At 74.0% G+C, this 18673-nt stretch carries 15 protein-coding genes; all 15 read left to right on the forward strand.

Features of this window, described 5'->3' with window-relative positions:
- The first annotated feature begins 504 nt into the window (after positions 1-504).
- The 15 genes from NHL53_RS09575 to cysK all read left to right on the forward strand — a co-directional run bounded on the left by NHL53_RS09575 (position 505) and on the right by cysK (position 18662).
- Positions 505-1341 (forward strand): sulfurtransferase, encoded by an 837-nt coding sequence (locus tag NHL53_RS09575; protein ID WP_433776637.1) that lies wholly within the window; start codon positions 505-507, stop codon positions 1339-1341.
- Positions 1342-2018: 677 nt separating this feature from the next.
- A complete protein-coding gene (locus NHL53_RS09580) occupies positions 2019-3170 on the forward strand; it encodes an LLM class flavin-dependent oxidoreductase (RefSeq protein ID WP_433776638.1) in 1152 nt (383 codons plus the stop codon).
- A 26-nt stretch (positions 3171-3196) separates the two neighbouring features.
- Complete coding sequence (locus NHL53_RS09585; RefSeq protein ID WP_433776639.1) at positions 3197-4330, forward strand: ABC transporter substrate-binding protein; 1134 nt, start codon at positions 3197-3199, stop codon at positions 4328-4330.
- Between the two features lies 1 nt (position 4331).
- Entirely contained in the window at positions 4332-5414 is a 1083-nt protein-coding gene (locus NHL53_RS09590; RefSeq protein WP_433776640.1) for a FecCD family ABC transporter permease, read from the forward strand.
- Positions 5411-6256, forward strand: a complete 846-nt coding sequence (locus NHL53_RS09595) for an ABC transporter ATP-binding protein (protein WP_433776641.1) — start codon at positions 5411-5413, stop codon at positions 6254-6256. Before NHL53_RS09590 ends, NHL53_RS09595 begins: the two co-directional genes overlap by 4 nt.
- On the forward strand, positions 6253-7599 hold the full coding sequence (locus NHL53_RS09600; protein WP_433776642.1) for an NtaA/DmoA family FMN-dependent monooxygenase: 1347 nt from the start codon (positions 6253-6255) through the stop codon (positions 7597-7599). Before NHL53_RS09595 ends, NHL53_RS09600 begins: the two co-directional genes overlap by 4 nt.
- A gap of 348 nt (positions 7600-7947) precedes the next feature.
- Positions 7948-9603 (forward strand): ABC transporter substrate-binding protein, encoded by a 1656-nt coding sequence (locus tag NHL53_RS09605; protein ID WP_433776643.1) that lies wholly within the window; start codon positions 7948-7950, stop codon positions 9601-9603.
- 10 nt (positions 9604-9613) lie between these two features.
- On the forward strand, positions 9614-10567 hold the full coding sequence (locus tag NHL53_RS09610; protein ID WP_433776644.1) for an ABC transporter permease: 954 nt from the start codon (positions 9614-9616) through the stop codon (positions 10565-10567).
- Between the two features lies 1 nt (position 10568).
- Positions 10569-11483, forward strand: coding sequence for an ABC transporter permease (locus tag NHL53_RS09615; RefSeq protein WP_433776645.1), 915 nt, complete (start codon positions 10569-10571; stop codon positions 11481-11483).
- Positions 11480-13090 carry a dipeptide ABC transporter ATP-binding protein gene (locus tag NHL53_RS09620; RefSeq protein ID WP_433776646.1) on the forward strand — a complete coding sequence of 537 codons (1611 nt, stop codon included), beginning with the start codon at positions 11480-11482 and terminating at the stop codon, positions 13088-13090. Before NHL53_RS09615 ends, NHL53_RS09620 begins: the two co-directional genes overlap by 4 nt.
- Positions 13091-13304: 214 nt before the next feature.
- Positions 13305-14480 (forward strand): acyl-CoA dehydrogenase family protein, encoded by a 1176-nt coding sequence (locus NHL53_RS09625; RefSeq protein ID WP_433776647.1) that lies wholly within the window; start codon positions 13305-13307, stop codon positions 14478-14480.
- Positions 14477-15499, forward strand: coding sequence for a ketopantoate reductase family protein (locus NHL53_RS09630; RefSeq protein ID WP_433776648.1), 1023 nt, complete (start codon positions 14477-14479; stop codon positions 15497-15499). The genes NHL53_RS09625 and NHL53_RS09630 overlap by 4 nt, the downstream gene beginning before the upstream one ends.
- A gap of 25 nt (positions 15500-15524) precedes the next feature.
- A complete protein-coding gene (locus NHL53_RS09635) occupies positions 15525-16352 on the forward strand; it encodes a nitroreductase family protein (protein ID WP_433776649.1) in 828 nt (275 codons plus the stop codon).
- Between the two features lie 20 nt (positions 16353-16372).
- Positions 16373-17668: an FAD-binding oxidoreductase gene (locus NHL53_RS09640; RefSeq protein WP_433776650.1), complete on the forward strand. Its 1296-nt coding sequence runs from the start codon at positions 16373-16375 to the stop codon at positions 17666-17668.
- A gap of 52 nt (positions 17669-17720) precedes the next feature.
- Positions 17721-18662 carry a cysteine synthase A gene (gene cysK / locus NHL53_RS09645; protein ID WP_433776651.1) on the forward strand — a complete coding sequence of 314 codons (942 nt, stop codon included), beginning with the start codon at positions 17721-17723 and terminating at the stop codon, positions 18660-18662.
- Positions 18663-18673 lie beyond the last annotated feature (11 nt).

Raw genomic sequence — 18673 nt, forward strand, 5'->3', positions numbered from 1 at the left:
TGCCAGGGCCCAGCGCTGAAATCTGGCGTCGTCGTGCACCGGGCCGGGACAGAAACGACGCGGAGCCACACCGCGGCACGGGCGGCAGGGATCCCGCTTCCCACGTGAGTGCACGACGACGCCATTCTTCGGTTGTGCGGGGTGGATCCGCGGCGCGTCGGAACCCGGGCGGAGATCTGGCGTCGTCGTGCGCGGGGCAGGACAGACACGGGGCGAAAAGGAGTGTCCTCTCGCGGAATGTGACGCACCGCGACGCGAAAGACGAGTGTGCTCTCGCGGAGCGCGGCGTGGGCCGAGACGCCCGCCCCGTCACCCGGGGTCATATGCGTCACCCCGACGCGCCCGCGGATCCCCCGGTCACCCGCCATTCCCGCCGCCGATCGCGGATCCCGATCGGTTCCGATCCGCGGCGGGCGTTGGACGCGCGGGGCGGGGCGTTCCTAGGGTGAGGGCGACCGCCGCGGGCGACCGGCCCGGGCTCCGGACACCCCTCGTGGAGGCCTCATGTCGATCCTCGTCACCGCCGACCAGCTCGCCGCCGAGCTCGCCTCGGATCAGCCGCCGCGCGTCCTCGACGTGCGGTGGCGGCTCGACCGCCCCGACGGACGCGACGAGTACCTCGCCGGCCACATTCCCGGCGCGGTATACGTCGATCTCGACCACGAGCTCGCCCGGCACGGCGCACCCGAGGACGGCCGGCACCCCCTGCCTCCCGTCGAGGATCTGCAGCGCGCCGCCCGCGGGTGGGGACTGCGGAACGGCGAGCGCGTCGTCGTGTACGACGACCTGAAGAACCTCTCCTCCGCCCGCGCCTGGTGGCTGCTGCGGCACGCGGGTGTCGACGACGTGCGGCTGCTCGACGGATCCCTGCGCGCATGGACGAACGCCGGGCACGCCCTCGAGGAAGGGCCCGTGGATCCGGAGCCGGGCGACGTCGAGCTGACCTACGGATCCCTGCCCGTCCTCACGATCGACGACGCCGCGGCGCTGCCCGAGGAGGGCGTGCTGCTCGACGCGCGCGCCCCCGAGCGCTACCGCGGCGAGACGGAGCCGATCGATCCGCGCGCCGGACACATCCCCGGGGCGCGCAACGCGCCCGCGCCCGGCAACGTCGGCCCCGACGGGCGCTTCCTGCCCGCCGACGAGCTGCGCGCCCGGTTCGCCGCGCTCGGCGTCACCGACGAGGCCGCCGTCGGCGCGTACTGCGGATCCGGCGTCACCGCCGCGCACGACATCGTCGCGCTCACGATCGCCGGGTTCGCGCCGGCGCTCTACCCCGGATCCTGGAGCCAGTGGTCGAACCACCCCGACCGGCCGGTCGCCGTCGGCGACGCCCCGTAGGCCGCCGACCGCGGGCGCCCCGGTCCGGGGCTCCCCCACCGGCCCGCGCCCCACGGGTCCGCCGCCCCGCGCCCCGCGCCCCACAGGTCCCCACGTCTTCGCGACGTCCCCCGCCATCCGCAGCGGACGTCGCGAAGACGTGGGGACGTCGTCATGCCCCGGGCGCGCGTTACCCCGCCCCTGCCCACGTCGGCCCGAAGATCCGAAACCGCTCGTCCCACGCCGCGCGCCACCGCCGCCCGCCACGCCGCCCCGCCCGGGCACCCCGCACGGCGCACGCCGCGCCTCGTCCCGGCGAACACCCCGTAGGCCTTACCCGTGGGACCCCGGCCCGCGCCCCGTCAGGCCCCAGCCCGCGCCCAAGGGATCCGCCGCCCCGCGCCCCACAAGTCCCCGAGTCTTCGTCAGGTTCCCCGCAATCCGCAGCGGACTTCGCGAAGACTCGGGGACTTCGTCGTGCCACGGCGCACCCGCCCCGCAACAGAGCGTCACGGGATGACGCTCTGTGTCTCTCCCCTCCGCGCCCGCGAAAGCCCGCGGATCCGCGCCATCCCCGGCCGGACGCGCACCGATCGCCCGGCCGTATCGGATCCGATAGCCGTTCTCCGCTGGCTCCCCCGCTCGGCCGCTGGTGGGGTGGCCTCATCCCATCCGATCCACCCGAGAGGCAGCGGACCATGACCGTGGAGTTCATCAGCCTGACCTACCCGAACGCATCGACCGAGCTGAACCCGATCCCGGGCGCGCAGATCGACCGGAAGCACCTGATCCGGTACGCCCGCGCCGTGGAGGACGCGGGCTTCGACTACACGCTGCAGCCGTATGGATCGTCGTCGTTCGATCCGTTCGTCACCGCGACGACGCTCACGCAGCACACCGAGCGGGTGAAGCCGATCGTCGCGCTGCGCCCCAACAACATCCATCCCACGTATGCTGCGAAGACCCTCGCCACGCTCGACCAGGTGAGCGACGGCCGCGCCGCCGTGCACTTCATCTCCGGCGGCAGCGACGCGGAGCAGGCGCGCGAGGGCGACTTCCTCGACAAGGCGCAGCGCTACAGCCGCACGGAGGAGTACATCCGCATCCTCCGCCGCGCGTGGGAGTCGCCCGACGCGTTCGACTGGGACGGCGAGCACTACCGGTTCTCCGACTTCTCCAACGGCGTGCGGCCGGTGAACGGCTCCATCCCGATCTCGGTCGGCGGCTCCTCCGACGAGGCCTACCGGGTCGGCGGGGCGCTGGGCGACATCTTCGGCCTCTGGGGAGAGCCCCTCCGCGAGACGCAGGAGCAGATCGACCGGATCGGCGAGTCGGCCGCCGCCGCGGGGCGCGCCGACCGGCCGCGCGTGTGGGTGACCTTCCGCCCCATCATCGCCCCGACGGAGGAGCTGGCGTGGGAGAAGGCGGCCACCGTGCTCGACGCGCTGAACCGCAACACGGCCGCGGCGAGCGCCGCCCCGTCCGGTCGCCAGAAGGACCGGTACACGGGATCCCCGCAGAACGTCGGCTCGCAGCGCCTGCTCGACATCGCCTCGCGGGGCGAGCGCCACGACCGCGCGCTGTGGACCGCGCCGGCCGCGGCGACGAACGCCGCCGGCGCCTCGACGGCGCTCGTCGGCACGCCGGAGACCGTCGCCGCCGCGATCCTCGACTACGTCGACCTCGGCGCCGAGCTGATCTCGATCCGCGGGTACGACAACCTGAACGACGTCATCGACTACGGCCGCCATCTCCTGCCGCTCGTGCGCCAGGAGCTCGCCCATCGCGAGGCGACGGGACGCCGCGGCGAGGTCGTCGCGCAGCCGCCACTCGAGGGCGTCGCGGCCTGACCGCCGAGACGGAGGAGACCCCGCCCATGCCACGCGTGCACCATCGACACCGTCCCGCGCGGCCGCTCGCCGCGCTCGCCCTCGCGGGCGTCCTCGTCCTCCCCGCCTGCGGGACCGGATCGGGGGCCGCGCCGGCCGACGCCGCCGAGGGCACCGGCGAGACGCTCACGATCACCGACGAGCTCGGCCGCGAGGTCACGGTCGACGTGCCGATCACGGCCGTGTACACCGACCTCTTCTACACGACCGAGCTCGTGCGGGCGATCGGGGCCGAGGAGGCGATCGTCTCGGTCGACGACACGAGCAGCCCCGAGAAGACGCCCGCGAACGCCGGATACTTCGAGGAGTTCGCGGGCCTCCCCACCGTCGGCGAGTACGACGAGCCGAACTGGGAGGCGATCGTCGAGTCCGGCGCGCAGGTCGCCCTCCTGCGGCGAAACGGCCCGTACGAGGAGGCGATCGAGAAGCTGGAGCCCTTCGGCATCGAGGTCGTCGTCGTGACCTCCTGGGATCCGGCCGTGATCCGCGAGTACCTCCCCGTGCTCGGCGAGGCCTTCGGCACCGAGGAGCAGGCGGCCGAGGCGGCCCGGCTCTTCGACGACATCAGCGACCTCATCGCCGAGCGGACCGTCGACGTCCCGCCGCGCACCGTCTACTACGAGAACGCGACCGACTACTCGACCGGCGTGCCCGGATCCGGGTGGCACGACATCATCGTCGACGCGGGCGGGGAGAACCTCTACGGCGACGTGCGGCTCGGAGACGATCAGGGCGCGAACGTGCACAACTACGAGGTCGATCCCGTCGACATCATCTCCCGCGACCCCGACCTCATCGTGCGCCAGGGGCTCGACGACCACCCGCAGGGATACGAGGCCTGGCCCGCGGAGGCGTTCCAGCGGGAGGCCGAGGAGATCGCCGAGCGGCCCGGATGGTCGGGCATCAGCGCGGTGCGGGACGACGAGATCTACGTCGTGAACAACTTCCTGCTCAGCGCCTTCGGCAAGCAGCTCGGCGCGCTCGCGATCGCCACCTGGCTGTACCCGGACGAGTTCGCCGACGTCGACCTCGACGCCTACTTCGACCGCTGGCTCGACCTCCAGAACACGCCGAACGTCAGCGCCGGCGCGTACGTGCAGAAGATCGGCGAGGAGGGCTGAGATGACCGCCGTCGACGACCGGCCGGCCGCCGCGGGGGAGACCTCTCCCCCGGCACCCCGGTACCGCAGACAGATCGGGATCGTGCTCGCCGGAGCGCTCGCGATCGCCGCCGCCGCGCTCTTCGGCGTGCAGCTCGGCTCGGCGGGGGCGACGATCGCGGACGTGCCCGCCGCCATCTGGTCGAAGCTGCTGCAGATCGCCCCCGCCGACGCCGCGACCGATCAGCGCTACACGATCATCTGGGAGCTGCGCGTGCCGCGCGTCGTGCTCGCGGTGCTCGGCGGGGCGGCGCTCGCGCTCGCGGGCGTCATCTTCCAGGGCCTGCTGCGCAACCCCCTCGTGAGCCCCTTCACGCTCGGAATCGCGCCCGCGGCGGCCTTCGGCGCCTCGCTGTCGATCATCGTGTTCGGCGCCTCCGCGTCCGGCACCGGCCTCGTCGCCGGCGCCCTCATCGCCGCGGCCCTCAACACGGCGATCATCCTGGCGCTCGCCTCCTCGCGCGGCCTCGAGGCCACGACGCTCATCCTCCTCGGCATCGCGCTGACGCAGCTCTTCGGCGCGCTGACGGCGGGCCTGCAGTACTTCGCCGAGGACGAGGTGCTCGCCGCGATCGTGCGCTGGACCTGGGGCTCCGTGAACTCGGCGCTCTGGTACCAGGTGACGGCGCTGCTCATCATCGTCGCGGTCGCCTATCCGCTCGTGCAGCTGCGCAGCGGGAAGCTCAACGCGATCGCCTTCGCGGGCGACGACGCCGCGCGCAGCCTCGGCGTGCCGGTCGCGCGGGTGCGGCTCGAGCTCATCATCGTCGCCGTGATCCTCACCGCCGTCACGATCAGCTTCACCGGCATCATCGGGTTCGTCGGGCTCGTGGGCCCGCACATCGCCCGCCTCATCATCGGGCCCAACCACCGCTTCCTGCTGCCCTTCGCGGCGGTCATCGGCGCGCTCGTGCTCGTGGTCGCCGATGCGATCGGACGCCTGGTGCTCGCCCCGGCGGTCATCCCCGTCGGCATCATCGACGCCATCGTCGGCGCACCGATCTTCATCTACCTCATCCTCTCGAGAAGGAAGGCCCTCGCATGACGCTCTCCGCCGAATCCCTCGACGTCGGCTACTCCCCCCAGCGCCTCATCGTCCACGGCGTCGACCTGGAGGTGCGCAGCGGGGAGCTGCTGGGCCTGCTGGGCCCCAACGGCTCGGGAAAGTCCACCCTCATCAAGTCGATCGCGGGCATCGCCCCGGTGCGCGGCGGCCGCCTCGTGCACGACGACGACGTCGATCTCGCCTCGCTGTCCCGCGCGGCGGCGGCGAAGCTCGTCGCCTACGTCCCGCAGACGATCGAGGCCTCCTTCGGGCTCGACGTGCGGGAGTCGGTGCTGCTCGGGCGCACGCCCCACTTCGGCACCCGCCCCCGCGACGTCGACTGGCGGCACGTCGACCGGGCGATCTCCCTGCTCGGGCTGGACGATCTCGCGGGCCGCGCCGTCACCCAGCTCTCCGGCGGGCAGGCGCAGCGCGTGCTCATCGCCCGCGCGATCGCGCAGGATCCCCGGATCCTGCTGCTCGACGAGCCGACGAGCGCCCTCGACATCCGGTTCCAGTGGCAGACCCTCGCGCTCGCCCGGCGGCTGACGCGCGACGCGGGCGTCGCCGCGATCATCGCGATCCACGACCTCAACCAGGCCGCGCGGTGCTGCGACCGGCTCGTCGTCCTGAAGGACGGCAGGCTCGTCGCCTCCGGCACCCCCGGCGAGGTGCTGCGGCCGGATCTCATCGAGGACGTCTACGGCATCGCCGTCGAGGTCACCGACCACCGCGGCTTCGTGGAGGTGCACCCCGTTCTCGACGACACCGCCGGGCTCGGCGAGCACGGGCTCCGTCTGCTGTCGGCACCCGCCGCCCGATCCGAGGAGCGTGCGGCATGAGCGACCGTCTCGACCGCGACGACGAGCGCTTCGCGCTCGGCCTCCTCATCAACGGCGTCCCGCGCAACTGGGCGACCACCTTCGGCGACGACGACGACCCGTTCCGCGTCGACCGCTACGCGCGGATCGCCCGGTCGGTCGAGGCCGCGGGCTTCGACCTGATCTTCCTCGCCGACGGGGTGGCGACGAGCGACCGCGTCGCGCGGGGCGGGCTCGAGCCCCTCACCCTGCTCTCCGCGCTCGCGGTGCTCACGGAGCGCATCGGCCTCGTGGCGAGCGTCTCGACGTCGTTCACGGAGCCGTTCAACCTCGCGCGGCAGATCGCGTCCCTCGACCAGCTCTCGGGCGGCCGCGCCGGCTGGAACATCGTCACCTCGTCGGGAGGCGGGGAGAACTTCGGCCGAGCCGACCTCCCCCACGACGAGCGGTACCGCAAGGGCGCCGAGGCGGCCGAGGTCGTCCTGCGCCTGTGGCGGTCGTGGGGCGAGGAGGCGATCGTGCGCGACCGCGCGACGCGGCGCTTCTTCGACGACGACCAGGTGCGGGCCATCGACTTCGCGGGCGAGTTCTTCTCCGTGCGCGGCCCGCTGAACGTGCCGCGGTCGCCGCAGGGGATCCCCCTGCTCGCGCAGGCGGGGAGCTCCGAGGCGGGCCAGGAGGTGGGCGCGCGCTACGCCGACCTGATCTTCACGACCGGGCTGCCGTCCGTCGAGGAGTCGATCGCCTTCGCCGACCGGGTGAAGGCGCGCGCCGCGGCGCACGGCCGCGCGCGGGAGTCCGTGCGCGTGCTGCCCGGCGTCTCGCCCGTCATCGGGAGCACCGAGGAGGAGGCCAGGCGCATCTGGGAGGACTCGGTGCGCGACCTCGACGTGTGGCGCGACGCGGAGGGCTTCGCGAAGCAGTTCTCGATCGACATCGCGCAGCTCGAGCTCGACGCGCCCCTCCCCCGCGAGGCGCTCCCCCGCGAGGAGGACGTCGAGGGCCGGCGGTCGCGATACGGGGTGCTGCTCGGCCTCATCGAGAGCGGCAGAATCGTCACGCTGCGCGATCTCGTGCGGTATACCTCGACCGCCGCGGGCCACTGGTTCCCGATCGGCGCCCCGGAGCAGATCGCGTCGCAGTTCCTCGACCGCTACCGGCGCGGCGCCGCCGACGGCTTCAACGTGCTCGGGTTCTTCGACGAGGTCCCCGGCGGCCTCGAGGCGCTCACGGACGGCCTCGTGCCCGCGCTTCGCGCGAACGGGCTGCTCCGCGAGCGTCCCGCCTCCGGCCCCGGCCTGCGCGGCTCCCTGGGGCTCCCCGATCGCTCGGAGCCCCGGATCGAGGCGCCCGTCGCCGCCTGACCGCGCACCCCACGGCGCCCGCTCGGCCTCTCCGGCCGGGCGGGCGCCGTCGCGTGCGCGCCTTTCGCGCACCGACTCCCCCGCGTCGCATTTCGTCACGCGGGCGACATGCGGCGAGATCCGCGCGTCATCTGCTGTCACGTTCCCGGCGCTCCGCGCGCGACCGCCGGACCGCGGGTTCCGCGCCGTCATGCGGATCCGGCGGGCTCCGCACCCGCATCGATCGGCCTGGCCGATGGGAAGGCATCGGAGGGCGCGCATGGACGCCCGCTCGCCCGTGCCGGATGTTCGAACTGCGGGCGCGGCTCACCGCCGCGCCCACGCCACCCGTCCCGTTCGAGGAGCCCCATGAACGCCACATCCCTCCGCCGCGGCGCCCTCGCCGTCGGCTCCGCCCTCGTCGCCGTCTCGCTCGCCGCGTGCGCGGCCTCGCCCGGCACCGCGGGCACCGGCGAGGCGGGCGAGCCGCAGCAGGGCGGCGTGCTCGACATCGCCTTCTTCAAGGACAACACCGACCTCGTGAGCCTCGACCCGTTCCAGGTGTACTGGATCGAGCACCGCGTCGTGATCCGCAACGTCGCCGAGTCGCTCACCGACCAGGATCCCGAGACGGGCGAGATCATCCCCTGGCTCGCGGAGTCGTGGGAGGTCAGCGACGACGCGCTCGAGTACACGTTCCACCTGCGCGAGGACGTCGAGTTCAGCAACGGCGAGCCGTTCGACGCGACCGCCGTGCAGACCGCGTTCGACGCGAACAAGGCGTTCGCCGAGGAGAACCCCGCCGTGTTCGGCGCGACCTACCTCTCCGGCTACGAGCGCACCGAGATCGTCGACGACCGCACCGTGACGATCGTGCTCGACGAGCCCAACGCGGGCTTCCTGCAGGCCACCTCCACGACGAACCTCGCGATCCTCGCCCCCGAGTCGTACGAGAGGACCCCCGAGGAGCGGTCGGCGGGCGCGATCATCGGCACAGGCCCCTTCGTCCTCGCCGAGTACGAGCCCGAGGTCGGCCTGCGGCTCGAGCGTCGCGAGGGGTACGGATCCGCGTCGGCGGGATCCGAGAACACGGGCGACGCGTACCTCGACGCCGTGGAGATCGCGTACGTCGCCGAGGAGTCGGTGCGCAACGGCCAGTTCGTGCAGGGCGAGGTCGACGTGCTCTGGCCCCGCGAGCCGTTCGCGGAGGTCGACATCGACCTCTTCGAGGCGAACGGCGCGACGATCCAGAGCCGCTCCCTGCCCGGCCCCGCCCTCAACCTCTTCCCCAACGTGAGCGAGGGGCGGATCCTCTCCGACCCGCTCGTGCGGGAGGCGCTGCAGAAGTCCATCGACCGCGAGAGCTACGCGGCGACGATCTACAGCGCCGACTATCCGGTCGTCGAGAGCATCTATGACACGACGACGCCGTTCTTCGCCTCGCAGGCGGACGGCCTCGCCCACGACCCCGAGGGCGCCGCGGACCTGCTCGACGAGGCCGGCTGGGAGCTCGGCGACGACGGCTACCGGCACAAGGACGGCGAGCGTCTGACGCTCGTGCGCAACGTCGCCGCGGAGGACGCGGGTCTCGTGCTCGTGCAGGACCAGCTGAAGCAGGTCGGCATCGACCTCGAGATCCGCGTGCTCGCCGCCGGCGAGCTCACGACCGCGAACGCGGCGGGCGACTACGACCTGCACTCCAGCTACATGACCCGCGCCGACCCGATCATCCTGCAGAGCATCCTCGATCCGCGGTTCACGAACGGATCCGCCCTGTCGACGAGCACCTACTCGCCCGAGCAGCTCGACGAGGTCGAGGATCTCTTCGACGCCGGCCTGCGCACGTCGGACGAGGCCGAGCGCGCCGAGGCGTATGCGGGCCTCCAGGAGCTGTTCATCGAGGAGGACATCGCCTTCCCGCTGTACGAGCGCCTGTGGCAGGCGGCGACCGGGCCGCAGGTGCACGGCTTCGCCTGGACAGCCGAGGGCTTCGCCCTGCTGGGCGACATCTGGCTGAGCGAGTGACGGCCCCGCGATGACCCGCTATCTCATCGGACGGATCGCCCAGGCGCTCGTCGTGCTCTGGGCCACGTGGACCGTCACCTACGTGATCCTCTACCTGCTGCCGGGAGACGCCCTCTCGATCATGCTGACCGCCTCGGGCGTCGAGCTCGACACGCTCACGCCCGCCGAGGAGCAGCGTTACCGGGCCGCGTACGGGCTCGACCAGGGTCCCGTCGCGCAGTACTTCTCGCTGCTCGGCGACACCCTGCGCGGCGACTTCGGGCAGTCGCCGTCCCGCCAGGGGCAGCCGGTGCTCGACCTCGTGCTCGATCGCGTGCCCGGCACCCTCGCGCTCGCGGCGCTCGCCGTCGTGCTGTCGATCGCGTTCGGCGTGGGCCTCGCCTGGGTCGCCGCGATCGTGCGCTGGCGGCCCGCGCGGATCCTCCTCAGCCGCCTGCCGTCCGTGGGGTTCTCGATCCCCGTGTTCTGGGCCGGGCTGCTGCTCATCCAGGTCTTCGCGTTCCAGCTCGGCTGGTTCCCGTCGGCGGGAGACGAGGGGATCCGGAGCCTCATCCTGCCCGCCGTGACGCTGTCGATCCCCAGCGCCGCTGTCTACGCGCAGGTGCTGCTGCGCAACATGAACGACGTGTGGCGCGAGCCGCACATCGTGACGGCCCAGGCGAAGGGGCTCACACGCGGCGAGGTGCAGCGGCGGCACGTGTTCCGCAACGCGGCCCTGCCGGTGCTGACCCTCATCGGCCTGCAGGTCGGAAACACGGTCTCGGGGGCGGTGCTCGTCGAGACGGTGTTCACCCGCAACGGCGTCGGCCGGCTCGCCCAGGAGTCGGTGCTGCGACAGGACATCCCCGTCGTGCTCGCCGTCGTGACCCTCTCGGCGGCGGCGTTCGTCGTCGTCAACCTCGTCGTCGACCTGCTCTACCCCCTGCTCGACCCCCGCATCGCCCACGTCCGGAAGGTGGCCTGACATGACGATCGACACCGCCCTCGAGAAGCCGCGCGTCGCGGAGGATCCCGCGCCCGAGCGGCCCGCTCCCCCGCCCGTCGCGATCGGGCGCCGTCGGCGGATCCTCGCCTCGCTGCGGCCGCTCGTCCGGCGGCCGGGGTTCCTCGTCGCGGCGGGCTTCGTGCTGCTCGTCGTGTTCGCCGCCGCGTTCCCCTCGGCGCTCGCGACCCACGACCCGACGGCGACGGAGGCCGCCGCGAAGCTCGCCCCGCCGAGCGGGGCGCACTGGTTCGGCACCGACGAGATCGGCCGCGACCTGTTCTCGCGCGTCGTGCACGGCACGACCCTGTCGGTGCAGGCGGCGCTCCTCGCCGTGCTGATCGCCGTCGCGGGCGGCGTGACCCTGGGCGTCGTCGCCGGGTTCGCGGGCGGGCGGATCGACGCGGTGCTCATGCGCGTCGTCGACGTGCTGCTCGCGATCCCCGGCCTCCTCCTCGCCCTCGCGATCATCACCGCGATCGGCTTCGGCACGGTCCCCGTGGCGGTCGCCGTCGGGGTCGGGATCATCCCCGGCTTCGCCCGCACGACCCGCGCGGAGGTGCTGCGGGTGAAGACCCTGCCCTACGTGGAGGCGGCGCGCCTCGGCGGCGCGAGCTGGCCGCGCGTGCTCGTGCGCCACATCCTCCCGAACTCGTGGGCGCCCGTCTCGGTGCTCGCCGTGCTCGACTTCGGCTCCGCGATCCTCGTCGCGGCGGGGCTCAGCTTCCTCGGGTTCGGGGCGGCTCCGCCGGCGGCCGAGCTCGGCACCCTCATCGCGAACGGACGCACCTACCTCATGACGGCGCCCTGGGTGTCGCTGCTGCCCGGCCTGTTCCTCGTGCTGCTCGTGTTCGCGATCAACCACGTCTCCCGCACCCTCGAGGAGGTCACGCGATGACCGGCGTCGTCGAGCTGGAGGATCTGCGGATCTCCTACCGCACGGGCGGCGAGCCGCTCACGGCCGTCGGCGGGGTGAGCCTGACGGTGCGGGCGGGCGAGACCGTCGCGCTCGTCGGCGAGTCGGGCTCGGGGAAGAGCACGCTCGCGAGCGCGATCATCGGCCTCCTGCCCGAGAACGCGCGCATCTCGGGCGGCGCCGTGCGCGTCGACGGCGAGGACGTGACGGGCTGGCCGGAGGCGCGGAGGCGCGCCCTGCGGGGACGCCGCATCGGGCTCGTGCCCCAGGATCCGCTCGTGAGCCTCGACCCGACCGCCCGCATCGGCCGCCAGATCGGCGAGGCGATCGCGAAGGCGAAGGGGGTGCGCCACCGCGGCCTCGACGCCGACGTGCTCGCCCTGCTCGAGCAGGTGGGCATCGACCGTCCGGAGCTGCGGGCGCGCCAGCACCCCCACGAGCTGTCCGGCGGCATGCGCCAGCGGGTGCTCATCGCGATCGCGCTCGCGGGGGATCCCGAGCTGCTCATCGCCGACGAGCCGACGAGCGCGCTCGACGTCACGGTGCAGAAGCGCATCCTCGACCATCTGGCCTCCCTCGCCGCGTCGCGCGGCATCTCGCTGCTGCTCATCACGCACGACCTGGGCGTCGCGGCCGACCGCGCCGACCGGATCGTCGTGCTGAAGGACGGCCGCGTCGTGGAGGACGGCCCGGCGTCGCGCATCGCGACGGCGCCCGAGGCGGCGTACACGCGCGCCCTCCTCGACGCGGCGCCCGCGTTCGCGACGGCGGATCCCCCTCCCGCGCCCGACGGGCCGACGCTGCTGGAGGTCGAGGACGTCACGAAGGACTTCGCCCTGCCGCGCACGGCCAGCGGCGAGCGCGCGTTCCGGGCCGTGGACGGGGTGTCCCTCGCGGTCCGGCGCGGGGAGACGCTCGGGATCGTCGGCGAGTCGGGATCGGGGAAGACCACGCTCCTGCGCATCGCCCTCGGGCTCGAGCAGCCCACCTCGGGGAGCGTCTCGTTCGACGGCGAGAGGGTGTCGGGATCCTCGTGGCGCGCGCTGCGTCCGCTCAGACGGCGCGCGCAGCTCGTGCAGCAGAACCCCTTCTCGGCCCTCGACCCGCGGCTGACGGTCTTCGAGTCGGTCGTCGAGCCGCTCGTCTCATTCCGGGTGGGCGACCGCGCGGCGCGCGAGGAGCGGGCGCGGGAGCTGATGCGCCTCGTGCACCTGCCCGGGTCGCACCTCAGCCGTCTGCCGCGCGAGCTGTCCGGCGGGCAGCGGCAGCGCGTCGCGATCGCCCGCGCCCTGGCCCTCGAGCCCGAGCTCGTCTTCCTCGACGAGCCCGTGTCGGCCCTCGACGTGTCGGTGCAGGCGCAGATCCTCGACCTGCTGCGCGAGCTGCAGGGCCGCCTCGGCGTGGCCTTCGTGCTCGTCTCCCACGACCTCGCGGTGGTGTCGCACCTCGCCCATCGCGTGGCGGTCCTGCGCCGCGGGAGCGTCGTCGAGAGCGGGCCGACCGCCGACGTCTTCCGCCGCCCGTCCGACCCCTACACGCGCGAGCTGATCGCGGCCGTGCCGGGGCGCGCGCTCGCCTCCCGCCCCTGACCGGCCGTCACGCGGCGTCACCTCATGACGGCGGGTGACGGCCGCCGGGGGCCCGCCTCGACGGCGCCCGGCCCCGGCGTTCCGCGGAAGGCCGGGGTCGGGCGCCGATCCATCGCCCTCGCCGATGGGAAGCGATCGTCCCCGCCCGCTGGACGCGGCGCCCGTCCCCGCCCCACGCTGATCCCAGACCGAGAGAGCCCCCCGAGGAGATCCCATGACCGCCGTCATCGCCGCCCCCGCTCCCCTGCGCATCGCGCCCGACGCGCTCGCCGCGCTCACGTCCGCCGTGGGCGAGACCGCCGAGCGGTTCGACCGCAGCGCCGAGTTCCCGCGCGCCGGCCTCGAGGCCGTGCACCGCGCGGGGGTGTTCTCCGCCGTCGTCGGCGAGCGCTTCGGCGGCGCGGGGCTGACGGGGCCCGACCTGCTGCGCGTGCTGCAGGCGACGGGCGAGGGCGATCCGTCGGTCGCCCTGATCCTGTCGAACGCCGTCGGCGTGCACCTCGCCCAGGCGCAGCGCGACGTGTGGCCAGAGGATCGCTACCGCGAGCTGCTCGACGCCCTCGAGGAGCGCCCCGTCACGGTCAACACGGCCCGCGCCGAGCCCGAGCTGGGCGCGCCGGCGCGGGGCGGCCTGCCCGAGACGACGCTGCGGCGCACCACGGGAGGCTGGGTGCTCTCCGGCCGGAAGGCCTACGTGACGGCGAGCGAGGGGCTCGACTACCACCTCGTGTGGGCGAAGACCGACGAGCCGACGCCCCGCGTGGGGCACGCGATCGTGCCGGGGACGAGCGAGGGGATCCGGGTGATCCGCACGTGGGATCACCTGGGCCTGCGCGCGAGCTCGACGCACGACGTCGTCTACGAGGACGTGCCCGTGCGAGAGGAGGACTTCCTCGAGATCCCGCAGGACGGCGGCGGCTATCGCGACCCGTCCGGCCGCGGCGGGGCGCTCTCCCTCGCCCACGCCGCCCTGTACGTGGGGGTCGCCCGCGCCGCCCAGGGCTTCTTCACGCGCTTCGCCCGCGAGCGCGTGCCGAGCGCCCTCGGCCGTGCCATCGCGACGACCGAGCGCATCCAGCAGGTCGCGGGCGAGATCGAGGGGCAGCTCGTGCAGGCGGAGGAGCTGCTCTACGGGCTCACGGATCGCGCGGCCCGCGGCGACGAGGAGGCGATCCGCCGCACGCAGATCGCGAAGCCGTTCATCGTGCGCTCCGCGATCTCGGCGGTCGAGCAGGCCGTCGCGGCGATCGGCAACCCGGGGCTCACGCGCCGCAACCCCCTCGAACGCCACCTGCGCGACGTGCTCAGCGCGCGCGTGCACCCGCCGCAGGAGGACGCGGCGCTCGTCGCGACCGGCCGCCGCGTGCTCGGAGCGGAGGGGCTCGCGTGAGCGCCGTCTCGCGCTACGTCGTCGTCGGCGCCGGGGCGGTCGGCGCGGCCGTCGCCTCTGCGCTCGTCGACGCCGGACGCGACGTCGCGCTCGTCGCCCGCGGATCCACGGCCCGCGCGATCCGCGAGAACGGGCTGCGCATCGCCCACGCCGGCCGCGAGCGCGCCCTCGACCTGCCGCTCGCGGAGGATCCCGCCGAGGTGCGCCTCGCGGACGGCGACGTGCTCGTGCTCGCGACGAAGACGCAGGACTCAGGCGCCGCGCTCGCGACCTGGGCGCGCCAGCCGGCGGGCGACCGCCTCGCCGGCGAGGCGGTTCCCGTCGTGACGCTGCAGAACGGGCTCGAGACCGAGCGCGCCGCGCTGCGCCTCTTCGACCGGGTCGTCTCCGGCACCACGCTCATCGCGGCCAGGCACGTCACGCCCGGCGTCGTCGACATCCTGAACGGCCCGAAGATCGGGCAGCTCGTGCTCGGCGCCGCGCCGACCGCCGAGGCCGCCCCGGAGACCGCGGAGCTCGTCGCGACGATCGCCGCCGACCTCCGCGCGGGCGGGTGGCTCGTGCACGAGGCCGCCGACCCTCGCCGATGGAAGGCGTGGAAGGCGGTGCGCAGCGCGGCCTTCCCCGTCGACGTGCTGACCGGATCCGACGACGACCGCGACCGCCTGCGCGCCCTCGTGCGCGAGGAGGCGGAGCGGATCCTCGCGGCCTCCGGCATCGAGCTCGCCGACGCGAGCGAGCTCGGGTGGGATCCGGCGCTCTCCGCCGTCGACCCGGCCGCGGGCTTCGTGCCCGGGCAGCTGTCGACCTGGCAGAGCTTCGCCCGCGGCACGAGCAGCGAGGCCGACTACCTGAACGGCGAGATCGTGCTGCGCGCCCGCCTGCTCGGCCTCGACGCCCCCGCGAGCCGCGCCCTGCAGAGGACCCTCGCTGCCGCGGAGGCCGCGGGCGAGGGCCCCGGCGCGCGCCAGGTCGCCGACGTGCTCGCCGCGAGCGGCCTCGCCGCCGCCCGCCCCTGAACGACCCCGACGCCAGGAGGATCCCGTGACCGCTTCCGCCGTCCGCACCGCGGACCCCGCCCTCGCCGCCCGCTACGGCGGCGCCGAGCCGCCCGATGCGGCCCCCGCGAACGACGTCGTCGGCCTGCTCTACCGGCACCGCTCGGTGCGGCAGTTCGCGCAGACGCCCGTCGCCGACGACGTGCTCACGACGATCGTCGCCGCCGCGCAGTCGGCCGCGACGAGCTCGCACCTGCAGTCGTGGTCGGTGATCGAGGTGCGCGACCCCGAGCGCCGCGCGCGGGTCGCGCAGCTCGCGGGCGAGCAGGCGTTCATCCGCGACGCCGGAGCGTTCCTCGTGTTCGTCGCCGACCTGTCGCGCAACCGGCGCATCGCGGATCGGCGGGGCGAGCCGTCGGACGGCCTCGACTTCGTCGACTCGACGCTCACGGCGTTCGTCGACGCCGGGGTCGCCGCGCAGAACGCGGTGGTCGCGGCCGAGTCGCTCGGCCTCGGCACGGCGTACGTCGGGTCGGTGCGCAACGAGGCGGACGCGCTCGCCGACCTGCTCGGCCTGCCCGAGGCGGCGTTCCCCGTCGTGGGCGTCGCGATCGGATATCCCTCGGCCGAGGCGACCACGGGCGTGAAGCCCCGCCTGCCGCAGCACGTCGTGCGGCACGTCGACGCGTACGCGCCGGCGTCGGACGACGACATCGCGGCCTACGACCGCACCGTCGCGGCCTACTATGCGACGCAGGGAGCCGAACGTGCCTGGACGCCGTCGGTGCTGAAGCGGGTGCGCGACGCCGCGAGCCTGCACGGACGGCACGAGCTGCGCTCCGCCCTCGAGCGCCGGGGACTCCCGTCGCGATGACCGCCGATCTGCGAGGAACGATGACAGAGATCCTGACCGACCGATCCGGCCTCCTCCCCTCCGGCCCCCCGAGCGAGGTCGTCGTCGCCCGCGACGTCGACCACGTGCGCGAGACCCTCCGGCGCGCGCACCGCGACCGGATCCCCGTCGTCACGCGCGGCGCCGGATCCGGGCTCGCGGGCGGCGCGGTGGCCGACGCGGGCGCGATCGTGCTCGACGTGTCGGCGCTCGACCGGATCCTCTCCATCGACCCGGTGGACGGCGTCGCGCACGTCGAGCCCGGCGTCATCACGGCCGACCTCGACCGCGCGGCCCGGGCGCGCGGACTGTTCTACGCCCCGGATCCGGGCAGCGTGGAGCTGTCGACGATCGGCGGCAACATCGCGACGAACGCCGGCGGCCTGCGGGGCGCGAAGTACGGCGTGACCCGCGACGCCGTGCTCGCGCTGGACGTGGTGCTGGCGGACGGATCCCTCGTGCGCGTGGGGCGGCCGACGATCAAGGGCGTCACGGGGTACGACATCGCGTCGCTCATCGTGGGATCCGAGGGCACGCTGGGCGTGGTCGTCGGCGCGACCCTGCGGCTGCTGCCGGCCCCGCCCGAGACCGCCACGGCCGCGGCCTTCTTCCCGTCGCTCGACCGGGCGGCGGAGGCGGTCGCGGCCATCGCCGTGTCGGGTGCCCGCCCCGCGGTGCTCGAGATCGTCGACGCGGCGACGCTCGCCGCGATCGACGAGGCCGAGGGCACGCGGCTGCGCGAGCGCGGGGAGGCGTTCCTGCTCGCCCAGACCGACGGGTTCGGCGCCGAGCGCGAGCTCGCCGTCGTGCGCGAGGCGATCGCGCCGCTCGCGGCCGATCTGGAGTGGACGAGCGATCCGGAGCGCGCCGAGGGACTCATCGCGGCGCGCAGACGCGCCCTCCCGGCGATCGAACGGCGCGGGCGCGTGCTCATCGAGGACATCGCCGTGCCCCGCAGCCGCCTCGCCGACGCCGTGCGCGGGATCCAGCGGATCGCGGCCGAGACCGGCACGGAGATCTTCGTGTTCGGGCACGCGGGCGACGGCAACCTGCACCCGAACATCCTCACGGGCGGCGCCCCCGGCGATCCGATCTCGCCCGCGGCGGAGGAGGCGGCCGAGCGGATCTTCGCGCTGGCCCTGTCGCTCGGCGGCACCCTCACGGCCGAGCACGGCATCGGGCGCCTCAAGCGCTCGTGGGTCGCGCGGGAGGTCGGAGACGAGGTGCACGCCCTGCAGCGCCGCATCAAGGATCTGCTCGACCCGCACGGCATCCTGAACCCCGGCGCGGCGCTCTGACGCGCCCCCACCACCGATGACGCCCCGCGGGGCGAGAGACGAGACCGACACCGTGGCACGACACGACGACATCACCTCCGCGTTCGGCGGCACGCCCCTCGTGCGCCTGAACCGCGTGAACGACGGCGGGGCGACGATCTATGCGAAGCTCGAGTTCTACAACCCCGGATCCAGCGTCAAGGACCGCCTGGCCGTCGCCCTCGTGGACGCGGCCGAGCGATCCGGGGATCTGAAGCCCGGCGGCACGATCGTCGAGGCGACGAGCGGCAACACCGGCATCGGGCTCGCGATCGTGGGCGCCGCCCGCGGCTACAAGGTGGTGCTGACGATGCCCGCCTCGATGTCGAAGGAGCGCAGGGCGCTGCTGAAGGCGGCGGGGGCGGAGCTGATCCTCACGAACCCCTACGAGGGCATGACGCTCGCCGTGCAGACGGCGGAGGAGTACGTCGAGAGCCACCCCGAGGCGATCCTCGCGCACCAGTTCGAGAGCGAGGCGAACCCCGCGATCCACGTCGCGACCACCGGCCCCGAGATCTGGGACGACACGGACGGCGAGGTCGACGTGCTCGTCGCGGGAGTCGGCACGGGCGGCACGATCACGGGCGTCGGCCGGTTCCTGAAGGAGCGCCGGCCCGACGTGCGGGTCGTCGCCGTCGAGCCCGCCGATTCGGCGCTGCTGACCGGAGGCGAGCCGGGCGGGCACCGGATCCAGGGCATCGGGCCGAACTTCATCCCGCCGATCCTCGACCGCGAGGTGATCGACGAGGTCGTCGACGTCGAGTTCCCCGACGCTGTGCGCACCGCGCGCGACCTCGCGACCGGGGAGGGGATCATCGCCGGCTTCTCCACCGGGGCGGCCGTCTGGGCCGCGCTGCAGCTGTCGCGGCGCCCCGAGCACGCGGGCCGCACGATCGTCGTGATCGCCCCCGACTCCGGCGAGCGCTATCTCACGACCACGCTGTTCCAGGATCCGGAGCCCGAGCCGGAGGGGTGAGGCGGATAGCG

It is taken from the genome of Microbacterium sp. gxy059 (assembly GCF_050958665.1).
In the GTDB taxonomy this organism is placed as follows: Bacteria; Actinomycetota; Actinomycetes; order Actinomycetales; family Microbacteriaceae; genus Microbacterium.

Excerpts from the sequence above, each read along its gene's own strand:
- NHL53_RS09585 (WP_433776639.1), top strand. The coding sequence starts at position 3,197 with ATGCCACGCGTGCACCATCGACACCGTCCCGCGCGGCCGCTCGCCGCG.
- NHL53_RS09590 (WP_433776640.1), top strand. The coding sequence starts at position 4,332 with ATGACCGCCGTCGACGACCGGCCGGCCGCCGCGGGGGAGACCTCTCCC.
- NHL53_RS09580 (WP_433776638.1), top strand. The coding sequence starts at position 2,019 with ATGACCGTGGAGTTCATCAGCCTGACCTACCCGAACGCATCGACCGAG.
- NHL53_RS09605 (WP_433776643.1), top strand. The coding sequence starts at position 7,948 with ATGAACGCCACATCCCTCCGCCGCGGCGCCCTCGCCGTCGGCTCCGCC.
- NHL53_RS09640 (WP_433776650.1), top strand. The coding sequence starts at position 16,373 with ATGACAGAGATCCTGACCGACCGATCCGGCCTCCTCCCCTCCGGCCCC.
- NHL53_RS09600 (WP_433776642.1), top strand. The coding sequence starts at position 6,253 with ATGAGCGACCGTCTCGACCGCGACGACGAGCGCTTCGCGCTCGGCCTC.
- NHL53_RS09595 (WP_433776641.1), top strand. The coding sequence starts at position 5,411 with ATGACGCTCTCCGCCGAATCCCTCGACGTCGGCTACTCCCCCCAGCGC.
- NHL53_RS09610 (WP_433776644.1), top strand. The coding sequence starts at position 9,614 with ATGACCCGCTATCTCATCGGACGGATCGCCCAGGCGCTCGTCGTGCTC.
- NHL53_RS09575 (WP_433776637.1), top strand. The coding sequence starts at position 505 with ATGTCGATCCTCGTCACCGCCGACCAGCTCGCCGCCGAGCTCGCCTCG.
- NHL53_RS09620 (WP_433776646.1), top strand. The coding sequence starts at position 11,480 with ATGACCGGCGTCGTCGAGCTGGAGGATCTGCGGATCTCCTACCGCACG.
- NHL53_RS09625 (WP_433776647.1), top strand. The coding sequence starts at position 13,305 with ATGACCGCCGTCATCGCCGCCCCCGCTCCCCTGCGCATCGCGCCCGAC.
- NHL53_RS09615 (WP_433776645.1), top strand. The coding sequence starts at position 10,569 with ATGACGATCGACACCGCCCTCGAGAAGCCGCGCGTCGCGGAGGATCCC.